Annotated in this window: 11 protein-coding genes; 5 read left to right on the top strand and 6 right to left on the bottom strand. The window is 70.4% G+C overall.

From position 1 onward, the window contains the following. Positions 1-382: 382 nt before the first annotated feature. Positions 383-1279 (top strand): SMP-30/gluconolactonase/LRE family protein, encoded by an 897-nt coding sequence (locus GJ633_RS09925; RefSeq protein ID WP_156588699.1) that lies wholly within the window; start codon positions 383-385, stop codon positions 1277-1279. Between the two features lie 29 nt (positions 1280-1308). Here GJ633_RS09925 and GJ633_RS09920 read toward each other — a convergent pair whose 3' ends face one another. Then, a complete protein-coding gene (locus GJ633_RS09920; protein ID WP_156588698.1) occupies positions 1309-2274 on the bottom strand; it encodes a mannonate dehydratase in 966 nt (321 codons plus the stop codon). Between the two features lie 84 nt (positions 2275-2358). Here GJ633_RS09920 and GJ633_RS09915 point away from each other — a divergent pair, with 84 nt between their 5' ends. Next, positions 2359-2709, top strand: a complete 351-nt coding sequence (locus GJ633_RS09915) for an L-rhamnose mutarotase (RefSeq protein WP_156588697.1) — start codon at positions 2359-2361, stop codon at positions 2707-2709. A gap of 103 nt (positions 2710-2812) precedes the next feature. Here GJ633_RS09915 and GJ633_RS09910 read toward each other — a convergent pair whose 3' ends face one another. From GJ633_RS09910 to GJ633_RS09890, 5 genes are all read right to left on the bottom strand, one after another. Beyond that, on the bottom strand, positions 2813-3601 hold the full coding sequence (locus GJ633_RS09910; protein ID WP_321169007.1) for a glucose 1-dehydrogenase: 789 nt from the start codon (positions 3599-3601) through the stop codon (positions 2813-2815). Between the two features lie 73 nt (positions 3602-3674). Then, entirely contained in the window at positions 3675-4907 is a 1233-nt protein-coding gene (locus GJ633_RS09905) for an ABC transporter permease (RefSeq protein WP_156588696.1), read from the bottom strand. After that, on the bottom strand, positions 4904-6136 hold the full coding sequence (locus tag GJ633_RS09900; RefSeq protein WP_231741323.1) for an ABC transporter permease: 1233 nt from the start codon (positions 6134-6136) through the stop codon (positions 4904-4906). Before GJ633_RS09900 ends, GJ633_RS09905 begins: the two co-directional genes overlap by 4 nt. After that, positions 6133-6837 carry an ABC transporter ATP-binding protein gene (locus GJ633_RS09895; protein WP_156588695.1) on the bottom strand — a complete coding sequence of 235 codons (705 nt, stop codon included), beginning with the start codon at positions 6835-6837 and terminating at the stop codon, positions 6133-6135. Before GJ633_RS09895 ends, GJ633_RS09900 begins: the two co-directional genes overlap by 4 nt. Positions 6838-6961: 124 nt before the next feature. Then, positions 6962-8116, bottom strand: a complete 1155-nt coding sequence (locus tag GJ633_RS09890; RefSeq protein WP_156588694.1) for a DUF1616 domain-containing protein — start codon at positions 8114-8116, stop codon at positions 6962-6964. Between the two features lie 172 nt (positions 8117-8288). On the opposite strand from GJ633_RS09890, the gene GJ633_RS09885 reads away from it, so the two are divergent. The 3 genes from GJ633_RS09885 to GJ633_RS09875 are packed head-to-tail and all read left to right on the top strand — an operon-like array spanning position 8289 to position 10755. Beyond that, positions 8289-8564, top strand: a complete 276-nt coding sequence (locus tag GJ633_RS09885) for a hypothetical protein (protein ID WP_156588693.1) — start codon at positions 8289-8291, stop codon at positions 8562-8564. Then, positions 8565-9680: a DUF4350 domain-containing protein gene (locus tag GJ633_RS09880; protein WP_156588692.1), complete on the top strand. Its 1116-nt coding sequence runs from the start codon at positions 8565-8567 to the stop codon at positions 9678-9680. Further along, the gene (locus GJ633_RS09875; protein ID WP_156588691.1) at positions 9673-10755 is read left to right on the top strand and encodes a MoxR family ATPase; all 1083 of its coding nucleotides are present in this window, start codon (positions 9673-9675) and stop codon (positions 10753-10755) included. The genes GJ633_RS09880 and GJ633_RS09875 overlap by 8 nt, the downstream gene beginning before the upstream one ends. The last annotated feature ends 309 nt before the right edge of the window (positions 10756-11064 follow it).

The raw sequence follows: 11064 nt of genomic DNA, 5'->3' as shown, positions 1-11064 counted from the left end.
AACTCCCGGCACCTCGCTGTGGTCCTCAGTCCGCTCACTCGGTTCGCTCCCTGCGGTCCTTGCGTCGGTGGGTTCGTTCTCACGCCTGCCCCTTGAGCCCCACCCGACTCGCACCGCGACCCGCACCTCACGCCTCCCCAGCCTCGCGGTTCGCGCTCGTCCGAGCGCTCACCGCGTCCCTCGCGCTCCGTCTCGCGCCCTGCCGGGCGCTCGCGGGAGCGCGCCTACCGCACAGCGAATCAGGCGTTCCTTGACCTGTATCGAGCGAATCCTGTGCAGGCGTGTGAACCCTTCTATGACGTCCTGATAGAGTGCGATCGGGCCGGGTCCAGGTGCTTTCGAACCCCCCGACTTTACGGTCCGAGCACGGCTACTGACGCGTATGCCTCAACCCGAGCGTGTCGTCGACATCGAGTGTGAGACGGGCGAAGGCCCGCTGTGGCACCCGGACGACGGACGCATTTACTGGTGTGACATCCCGCGGGGGCGCGTGTACCGCTACGATCCGAGCGACGACGACCACGAACTCGTCTACGACGACGATACGGAGCGTATCGGCGGCTTCACCATCCAGAGGGACGGGTCGCTCCTGCTGTTCCAAGAGGCCGGCGCCGTGCGGGAGCTCGACCCCGAGCGTGAGACCGTCGAGACGGTCGTCGAACCGGATCCCGACCGTTTCCGTGAGCGGTTCAACGACGTGATCGCGGACCCGGAGGGACGGGTGTTCGCCGGCGTGATGCCGGACACGGAGGCGGGCGTTCCGGGCCAGCTGTACAGGTTAGACACCGACGGGACCTTCGAGCTGGTCCGAGAATCCTGTGTCCTCCCGAACGGGATGGGGTTCACCCCGGACCGGTTGCAGTTGTACTTCACCGACACCTGCGAGGTCGACCCGGACGAACCGGGGTACATCTACCGGTACGACTACGACCGCGCGAGCGGGGCCATTTCCGACCCCGAGGTGTTCCTCGACGCCGGCGGTATCGAGGGGTACCCGGACGGGATGACCGTCGACGAGGAGGGGTACGTCTGGTCGGCGTTCTGGGACGGCGGCGCGCTCCGTCGGTTCGCGCCCGACGGCACCCCGGACGCCGTCGTCGAGTTCGACCCCCGGAAGGTGTCGTCCGTGACCTTCGGCGGGCCGTCGTACGACACCGCGTACGTCACGACGGCCTGCGTCGAGACCCGCGAGACGGAGGGCGCGGGCGCCGGGAGCCTCTACCGGGTCGATCTCGGGGTGACCGGTCACCCCGAGTTCCGCTCGGCCGTCACGCTCTGACCCCGTCGACCGTCGCGCTCTGACCCCGATCAGCCGTCACTCAGCACCTGCTCGCGGAGCCCGCGCATGTAACCGATGGCGAACAGGCGACCCTTGGTGTGGTAGCCGGGGTTGTCGTTACTTTCGCCGGCCATCGTGGGGACGTGGTCGGGACGCATGGGCACGTCCTCGCCGACGTGTTCCTCGTAGGCCCGCATCGCCGCTAACATGTCCGTCGGGCCGTCGTCGTGCCACGTCTCCACGAACCGGTCGGCGTCGCCTTCCACGTCGCGGAAGTGGACGAAGTTGATGCGGTCGCCGAACCGCTCGATGGCGTCGGGGATGTCCGCGCCCATCGCGGCGAAGTTCCCTTGACAGAACGTGATCCCGTTGTGTTCGCTGTCGACGGCGTCGAGCACGCGCTGGTAGGCGTCGACGCTCGTGACGATACGCGGGATGTCGCGCAGCGACGGTCGGGGCGGGTCGTCCGGGTGGAGTCCGAGCTTGACGCCGGCCTCCTCGGCGACCGGGACGACCTCCCGCAGGAAGTACTCCAGGCCCTCCCAGAGGTCCTCCTGGGTGGCGTCCGGGAACGTCTCGGGACCGCCGCGGGTCCGTTCGATGTCGAACTCCGTCACGTAAGACCCGCCCCGGGACTCGACGTGGGCCGCCGTGCGGGCCCAGCGGACGCCCGCCATCCAGTCGTAGCACACGACGGGGATGCCGACCTCACCGCAGTTCCGGAGGAACCGCTTGAACGCCGCGATGTCCTCGTCGCGACCCTCCCGGCCGAGCCGGATCCGGTCCGAGATCGGGACACCCCCCTCCAACACGGTGAACCGGAGGCCGGCGTCTTCGAGCCAGTTGTCGAGCCCCTGGAGGTCGTCGTAGCTCCACTGCGTGCGTCCGTCGCCGATCTCCAGCGGGTGGATGACGGCGTCCTCGACGCCCATCTGTTTGGCGAGCTGCCAGCGGTCGTCCGGTTCGTGGGGTAACACGAGTGCGGGTGAAACCATATCCGCTCTCGGATAGGGGGCAACTAATAGCCATCGCCAGCCGGGTCCGCAACGCTGATTTGCCCGCCACGAGTGTGTGACGGTATGGCAGATACCGAGCGGGCGGTCTACCTCCAGCGGCTCGATCCCGAACAGCGCGACGCCTACGTCGAGGCCCACGACGACGTGCCCGCGGCCGTCACCGACGCCATGGAGCGGGGCGGGGTCGAGCGGTTCGAACTGTACGTTCGCGACGACGTGGCCGTCTGTATCCTCGAGTGCGAGGATCTCGACGCGTACCTCGATGCCGTGGACGGCGACGAGGAGGTCGCGGAGTGGGAGCGCTACACGGGACAGTTCAAGCGGTCGGGCGTCGACGCGGACGCCGACCCCGAGGAGGGTATCCCGTTCATGGATCGCGTCTGGCGGTTCGCGCCCGACGACACCGACGACTGAACGGCCGCCGACCGGAACCGCAAGGCCGCCGACCCCGTAATCGACACGACCCGATCGGCGAACCGCCCCGCGCCGCGGTGTCCGAGAGGCGAAGAAACGCCGCTCACAGGCCGCTGTGTGCGAGCCAGCCGCCGTCGACCGCGAGGTTCGCACCGGTGATGAATCCCGCTTCGTCGCTCGCGAGGAACACCGCGGCGTCGCCGATGTCCTCGGGCGTCCCGAACCGCGGGAGGAGCGTGTGCTCTTCCGCCTTGGCCACGTCCTCGTCGGTGTTGATGTCCTGTAACGGGGTCTCGATGTAGCCGGGGTTGATACAGTTGACGCGGACGCCGTCCTCGCCGAGCTCGATCGCGAGGTCCCGGGTCATGTTGACGACGCCGCCCTTCGCGGCCGCGTAGGGCGGGCCGCCGCCGCCCTCGAACCCGCGGACGGAGCCGATGTTGACGATGTGGCCTTCGCGCTCCACGAGGTGGGGCACCGCGAACTTCGTGCAGTAGAACGCGCCGCTCAGGTCGATCTCGATTGAGCGCCGCCACTCCTCGACGGTCGTCGACTGCGAGTCGCCCACGATCTGGATGCCCGCGTTGTTGACGAGGACGTCGAGGCCCCCGTAGGTCTCGACTGCCGTCTCGACCGTCGCGGCCGCGCTGTCGGGGTCGCTCACGTCGGTCTCGACGTACGTGCCGTCGCCGGGCGTCTCCTCGGTGATGTGTACGTCCGTCGGCGTGGTCACGTCGGTGTCGTAGCGCTCGCCCTGCTTGGGCTCCCGCTGAACGTCCGCCACGACGACGTTCGCCCCTTCCTCGCCGAAGCGCCGCGCGATACCGCGCCCGATGCCGCTCGCTGCGCCGGTGACGACGACCGTCCGGTTCGCGTGTCGCTGGTTGGTCACGGTCCGAGGTCAACGGCCAGCGACTTAACAATACGCGCCGGCCGTCGCGCTCGGCGATCGCCGGACCGGACCGTCACTGGAGGAGGTCGTTCGCGGAGGCGAGGCGCGTGACGCGCACCGCGCCGACGACCCCGCCGAGGAGGGCGAACCCGAAGGCGACGGCCGCGCCGGCCGCGTACGCGTACGCGGGGACGCGAACCAGTCCCTCGAAGCCGGTGACGGCGAGGGCGACGCGGTCGAGCGCCGCGGCGAGGACCGGCGTCGCGGCCGCCCCGAGGACGAACCCGAGCGCCGCGATCACGAGCGCCTGGGTGACCGCCACCCCGACGACCCCGAGCCGCGTGGCGCCGACCGCCCGCAGCACCGACAACGCTTCGCGCTGGACGTAGACGATGGACAGGAGCAGGTTCAACGAGAGCGCCCCGCCGGCGACGACGCCGAGGGCAACGAGGCTCGCGCCGGCCGCGAGCACCACCGCCTGCCGCTCGACGACCTCCACGAGCTGTTCCTGGTTGGTGCGGAAGGTGTACTCGGGGTGGCGGGCCTCGAGTTCCTCGCGAACGGCCGCCGGGTCCGCCCCCTCGACCGTCTGGATCGTGATGATCGTGGCCCGGTCGTCGTAGGCGTTGCCGGTGAGCGTCTGGAGCTCGCTCAGCCGGAGGGTGACGGTGCCGGTGCCGAGGAAGTTCGCGAACGTGGGCGAGATCCCCACGATCTCGAACTCGTTTTCGCGGGCGGTCTGGACCGTCCCCCCGACGTGGATGGTGTCGCCCACCTCGAGGCCGTACTCCTCGGCCAGTTCGGGCGAGACGAGCGCCTGGTAGGTCATCTCGCCGGTGTAGTTGCCGTCGGCGTAGTGGGTGTTCGGCCCCGTGAATCCCTCGCCGGCGGTGATCGAGACGGAGTCGCCCGCGCCGGGGACGCCGCTGCCCATGGTCGTGTCGAACTCCTCGCCGTCGGGGCTGACGTAGACGACCTGGAACGCCAGCGGGGTGGCGGTCCGGACGTCCTCGTGGTCGTCGATCTCGGCCGCGAGCGGGTGCGCGTTCGGGATCGGGTTCTGGAACCCGCCGACCGCGCCCGGAGCGATCTCGATCGGGCCGCCCGAGACCCAGAGGTCACGTCCCGACTCCTCGAAGGTCTCGCTGCCCGTCTCGGTGACCCCGGCGCCGACGCCGGCGAGCAGCGTGACCGAGAGCACGGCGAGCGTCACGCCGAAGACGGCCAACAGCGTGCGCATCCGATCTGTGCGGAGCTGACGCAACGCGATCCAGACGGTCCCCCAGGCGCGGCGAACCCGTTTCATCTCGTCAGCTCCTCCAGGGTGTCCGTGTTCGCGGCGAGATACAGCGGATACGGGGCCGCACAGAGCCCGACGACGACCGCTGCGCCGAACGCGTACGCGGCGAGCCACGGCGGCGTCTCGGCGAGAGCGGTGACGCCGATCGCAGCGGCGATCCCCGCGTTCGTCCCGACGGTCGCGATCGCGCCGAGCACGACGCCAGCGATACCACCGAGGACGGCCACCGTGATCGTCTCGGAGACGACGACGAGGGCACGCGTGCGGCGGGAGAAGCCGACCGCGTCGAGGACGGCCAGCTCGCGTCGACCGGCGGTCAGTTCGAGCCCCATCATCGTCGCGACGAACGCGATCCCGATCCCGCCGGCGACCAGCGCCGCGGCCAGCGCCATCGCCAGCGGGAGGTTCGTCGGCGTCGCCTCGGCGCCGGCGATGCCGGTCCGCGAGACCACGTCGGTGCCGGGATACACCGATTCGAGCGCCGACTCGACAGACGGGTCGGTCGTGCCGACGAGGATCTGGTCCGCCTCGTCGGCCTCGGCGAGGCCGGTCATCGACTGCAGCTCGGCGAGCGGCATCGCGATCGCGGGGACCTCGCCGAACCCGGCGGCCATCTCGCGGTCGTTGACCGCCGCGACGGTGAGCGGCCGGTCGGACCGGGCGGCGCGGGCGGTGTCGCCCCGTTCGAGCCCCAGGTCCGCCGCGACGCCGGGCGAGACCACGATCTCGCCGGACCACTCGCCGTCGTAGGTCCCGTCGTCGTAGTAGGCGTACTCGGGGTCGAGCGCGCTCACGTCCATGTCCGCGACGCGACGCGGTCGATCGGGCGGGATCACCCCCACCGCGATCACGTACGTCCGGTTCCCCGTTTCGGGGTTCTCCAGCCGCAGGGGTCGCAGCGCCACCGGCGAGACGTAGTCGATCCGGTCGTCCTCCCGGAGGCGTCGGGTGACGTCGTGCACCTCGCTCAGCCGCGCGCCCTCCGCCTCGAGCGGGACGCTGCCCGCTCCGCCCTCGTCCGGGACGATCCAGTAGTCGATGTCCTCGCTCTCGACGGTCGCGCCCGCGGCGAGCCCGAGCGAGATCCCCGTGACGACGAACAGCAGGGCGACCGCGACCGCGACGCCGGCGATACAGACGCCCATCCGCCCGGGAGCCGCCCCGCGCAGCCGACCGATCACGCGCCGGACGCCCAGTCCGCAGGCCGCCACGAGACGTCGGACGCTGGACGTCATTGTCGCTTCCCGTCCAGCAGCCGGACGACGCGGTCCGTGCGTTCGAGCGCGTGGGTGTCGTGCGAGGCGATCACGACGGCACGGTCGTCGCTTATCTCGGTGAGCCGGTCGAGCACCCGTTCGCCGGTCTCCCTGTCGAGTTCGCCCGTCGGCTCGTCGGCGATCACGACCGCCGGATCGGCCGCCAGCGCGCGGGCGATGGCGACGCGCTGTTGTTCGCCGCCGCTCAGCGATCCGGGCCGGTGGTCGCGCCTGTCGGCGAGCCCGACCGCGTCGAGGAGCTCCCACGCCCGGTCCCGGCGGCGACCGCGAGGGACCCCCTCCTGGACGAGGGGCAGGGCGACGTTCTCGCTGGCGGTCAGCGCGGGCAGGAGGTGGAACCGCTGGAACACCATCCCGACGTTCGTGCGTCGGAACCGCGTCCGGTGCCGCCGGGACAGCGTCGCCAGGTCCGTGCCGCGTATCTCGACGCGCCCCTCGGTCGGCGTCGCGAGCCCGGCGAGCACGTGTAACAGCGTCGACTTGCCGCTCCCGCTCGGGCCGGCGATCCCGACCACCTCGCCGCTGTCGACCGCGAGCGAGACGGCGTCGAGCGCCGTCACCGTTCGTCCGCCGGACCCGAAGAGCCCGTCCTCGTCGTCGTATCGCTGCGTGACGTCGGTACAGACGATCGACGGCATCGGCGTGGAGGGCTCGCTCATTCGAACAGTGAACGCCTCGGGACGATCGCAGTAAAAACCCGCGGCTTCCGGCGACTCGGGGTCTATCGTATCGATCGAGTCGACCGAAATCACGCAGTCGTCTCGGGCGACCGAGTCGTCCCGGTCACTCGACGTCGATCCAGAGGTGGAGCTCGCGGTACGCGTTCTCGCTCGTCGGCGCCTCGGGCGGCGTCCCCTCGTAGAGGAGGTACTGGACGCGGAGGTCCTCGCCGGTCCGGGTCGGGCGGAGCGTGTGTCGCTCGTGGTGGGTCTCGTTGTGTGCGACCGTCGCGTCGAACCGGTCGATCTCCGTCCGGTCGAGGACCCTTGTGGTGTTGTTCGCCGTCTCGACGTCCTGGAGCTGGACGACGACGGTGTACGTCGTGGACTCGTACTCGTGGTTCCCGATCCCGACGATCAGCTCGGCCGTCTCGTTTCGGTCCATCGTCTCCGGGTACCCGTCGGCGACGAGTTCCCCCTCCGGATTCTCGGTGAGGAGGTAGAACTCCGTGAACTGCTCGCCCTGCGGCGGGACCGCCACCGCGTACCCGACGCTACCGACCGCGAGCACCACGGAGACCACGAGCAGGACGGTGAGCGCCGCGTCGACGCGGTCGTCCGGCTCGAACAGCTCCCGCTTGCCGGCCGCGATCCAGTCGCGGTACGGAACCGCGAACCGCTCCGCCTCGGGGAGCGCCCAGCGCCGCTGCGCGGCGACCGCGACGCAGACCAGCGTGAACCCGGCGACCGCCGTCGCGACCGGGACGAGCCGGATACCCCACGGCGTGAAGTTCAACACGAGACCGATCAGCGGGACGATCGCGATCGAGAGCCCGAACGACAGCGCGACGCGTTCGATCCCGTCGATTCCCGACCGGTCGGCCCCGTCAACGACGGCGTCCGCGCCGGCGGTGGCGTCGGAGTCCGCGGCGTGCTCGGCCGCCTCGGTGCCGGGAACCGGGCTCGGCTTCCCGTCGTCGGCCGCGTTCGCGGTGCCGGTTGAAGACGTCTCGGCCTCGGCACCTGCGGCGTCAGCCGCGTGGGCGTCCTCGTCGTCAGCCGTCCCGGCCTCCGGGAAGAGCGCGGCGATGAACGCGTAGCCGGGGAGGAACAGCACGAAGACGAGCCCGAAGCCGACCCGAAGCGGGGTCTCGCTGACGATCGGCACGAACACGGTCGCGAGCGTCGACAGCGTCAGGACGACCGTCGCGGCGAGGTCGGCCGGGAGTCGACGGACCGGACGGGGGAGCAGCAGCCACGCGTCCTGACGGTCGGCCATACCCACCCAAATGACACGTCGAACAAAAGCGACTCGGTCGGCGGGATCGGCCACGGATGTCGATGACGCCGAGGATGGCGATGCCGACGATGACACCACGGACGCCGATGACGCCGAGATCGGCAGCCGTCACACCACAGGATTGATAGCGGCCCGTACGAAACCCATCCCGATGGCTATCGGGAGGCGGCGACGGTTCGTGTACGGGGTCGTCGCGTGGATGCTCGCCGCGATCGTCCTCCTGGCCGCGCTCGGATCGCTGTCGCTGGAGCTCTTCTTCGTGGTATCGCTCATCGGGCTGCTCGTCGTCGTCGAGCTGACGGCGCCGTTCAACGTGACCCCCCGCTGGCGACGGCGGCTGCTCCCGGTGATCGCGGTCGGGCTCACCGGCTTCGGCTACATCGTCGTGCGGCGGATCCTTGAGATACTGCCCGACGGGGTACTGTAGATGCGCACGCCCCCGATCCCGCGGCTCGTCCTGTACGCGTTGGCGGTCGTGCTCGCCGTCGCGCTCGTCGTCGCCGCGAGCACGACGAGCGCCGCCTTCGGCGCGTACAACGTCGAGTGGGACGGGACGAGCGACTTCCGGGAGCTCGCCGACCAGCGGTCGGACAGCCGGGTCGGACTCGAGACGAGCGCGTACGAGACGGGCGACCCCGACGACACCGTCGCGGTGGTGCTCGCGCCCGCGTCGCCGTACGAGGGGAACGACTCGCGACGCGTCCGGGAGTTCGTCGAGGCGGGCGGCACGCTGGTGGTCGCCGACGACGTCGGTCCGCACGGCGACGCGCTCCTCGCGGACGTCGGGGCGACCGCGCGGTTCGACGGGGCGCAGCTCCGGGACGAGCGCAGCTACTACCGGGCGCCGTCGCTGCCGGTCGCGACGAACGTCACCGACACGCGGTACACCGCGGGCGTCGAGCGGCTGACGCTGAACGGCGCGACCGCGATCGACCCCGGAAACGCGACGGTGATCGCCACCACGTCCTCGTTCGCCTACCTCGACCGCAACGCGACCGGGGACCTGTCGCCCGACGACGAACTGGACGCGTATCCGGTCGTGACCGTCGAGTCGGTCGGCGACGGCCGGGTGATCGGCGTCGGGGACCCGAGCCTCTTCATCAACGCCATGCTGACGGAGCCGGACAACGAGGCGTTCGCGACGGCCCTCCTCGACGCGCGAGATCGCACGCTGCTCGACTACTCGCAGTCGGGCGACCAGCCGCCGCTGGCCGTCGCGCTGTTGGGGTTCCGGTCGTCGCCGCCGATCCAGGCCGTGATCGGCCTGCTCGGCGTCGGCGCCGTCTGGGGATACGCCCGCCGTGGCGGCGGTGTCGCCCGCGCGGTACGGACCGGACTGCGATCCGCGCTGCCGCGGGCGTGGCGGGAGCGGGTCCCGGTCTGGCTCATCGGTTCGACCGCCGAGGGAGACGCGCCCCCCGTCGACGAGGGCGCCGTCTTCGACGCGGTCCGAGGCCGATACCCCGAGTGGGAAGCGGGGCGCGTCCGGCGCGCGATGACAGACGTTTTGTCCGAGCGGGTTCGAGAGGACGAAGATGAGTAGCCCCGAGGCAGTGTACGACGCGATCCGGGAGACGACGAGCGAAGTCGTCGTCGGCAACGAGGACGTCCTCGAGGGGCTCACGGTGGCGCTGCTCACCGACGGCCACGTGCTCCTCGAAGGCGTTCCCGGCGTCGCGAAGACCACGATCGCGAACGCATTCGCTCGCGCGCTGGGGCTGTCGTACGGGCGGATCCAGATGACGCCCGACATGGTGCCCGCGGACGTCTCCGGGACCAACGTCTACCGACAGGCGACCGGGGAGTTCCAGCTCCGCAAGGGACCCGTGTTCTCGAACCTCGTCGTCGCCGACGAGATCAACCGTGCCACGCCGAAGACCCAGAGCGCGCTCTTAGAGGCCATGGAGGAGTCGACGGTCACCATCGAGGGCGAGACCCTCCAGCTGCCGCGACCGTTCATGGTCGTCGCCACGCAGAACCCCATCGAGATGGAGGGCGTGTTCGAACTTCCCGAGGCGCAGCGGGACCGCTTCCAGCTCAAGTACACGGTCGACGTCCCGGACCGGGCGGACGAGCGGGAGGTGCTCGACCGGTTCGACGATTCGCCGAGCCTCGACGCCGACGAGGTGGAACAGGTCGTCGAGACCGAAGACGTGTTGGCCGCGAGCGACGCGGTCACCGACGTGTTCGTCGCGGATCCCGTCAAGGAGTACATCCTCGACCTCGTCGCCGCGACGCGGGACTCACCCGCGCTCCGGTACGGGGGATCGCCCCGGGCGACGCTCGCGTTCCTCAGGGGGAGCAAGGCGCGGGCGGCGATCCGCGGCCGGTCGTACGTCATCCCCGACGACGTGAAGGCGCTGGCGGAGCCGGTGCTCGTCCACCGGGTGATCAGGACGACCGACGCGGAGCTGGCCGACCGGGGGGTGAGCGAGATCATCCGGGAGATAGTGGACGGCGTCGTGCCGCCGGGCGCAGACGTGTCATTCGCCGAGGCGGAGATGTCCGAGGGAGAGACGACCGAGACGGGCGACGGGACGGAACCGAAAACGGGACGTACAGCGGACGGGGCAGAAGCAGAGACCGGTTCGGACGAGCCGGTGTTCAGCAAGGAGTAATGGGCGTCATCCAACAGTTCTCATACCCCTCGTTCGCTCGGTGGATTCGCTCGATACAGTCTAAAGAACGACCGATCCGCGGTGCGGTGGCGCGCCTGCGAGGCCGCGCCGCGGCCGAGCAGCGCGCGAGGGACGCGGTGAGCGCTCGGACGAGCGCGAACCGCGAGGCTGGGGAGGCGTGAGGTGCGGGTCGCGGTGCGAGTCGGGTGGGGCTCAAGGGGCAGGCGTGAGAACGAACCCACCGACGCAAGGACCGCAGGGAGCGAACCGAGTGAGCGGACTGAGGACCACAGCGAGGTGCCGGGAGTT

Source organism: Halorubrum sp. CBA1125, assembly GCF_009742825.1.
Classification (GTDB): Archaea; Halobacteriota; Halobacteria; order Halobacteriales; family Haloferacaceae; genus Halorubrum.
This window is presented reverse-complemented; position numbering and strand designations above follow the sequence as displayed.

Coding starts and splice junctions, on each gene's coding strand:
- GJ633_RS09905 (WP_156588696.1), bottom strand. CDS start 4,907: ATGAAACGGGTTCGCCGCGCCTGGGGGACCGTCTGGATCGCGTTGCGT.
- GJ633_RS09895 (WP_156588695.1), bottom strand. CDS start 6,837: ATGAGCGAGCCCTCCACGCCGATGCCGTCGATCGTCTGTACCGACGTC.
- GJ633_RS09920 (WP_156588698.1), bottom strand. CDS start 2,274: ATGGTTTCACCCGCACTCGTGTTACCCCACGAACCGGACGACCGCTGG.
- GJ633_RS09875 (WP_156588691.1), top strand. CDS start 9,673: ATGAGTAGCCCCGAGGCAGTGTACGACGCGATCCGGGAGACGACGAGC.
- GJ633_RS09925 (WP_156588699.1), top strand. CDS start 383: ATGCCTCAACCCGAGCGTGTCGTCGACATCGAGTGTGAGACGGGCGAA.
- GJ633_RS09915 (WP_156588697.1), top strand. CDS start 2,359: ATGGCAGATACCGAGCGGGCGGTCTACCTCCAGCGGCTCGATCCCGAA.
- GJ633_RS09885 (WP_156588693.1), top strand. CDS start 8,289: ATGGCTATCGGGAGGCGGCGACGGTTCGTGTACGGGGTCGTCGCGTGG.
- GJ633_RS09880 (WP_156588692.1), top strand. CDS start 8,565: ATGCGCACGCCCCCGATCCCGCGGCTCGTCCTGTACGCGTTGGCGGTC.
- GJ633_RS09900 (WP_231741323.1), bottom strand. CDS start 6,136: ATGACGTCCAGCGTCCGACGTCTCGTGGCGGCCTGCGGACTGGGCGTC.
- GJ633_RS09890 (WP_156588694.1), bottom strand. CDS start 8,116: ATGGCCGACCGTCAGGACGCGTGGCTGCTGCTCCCCCGTCCGGTCCGT.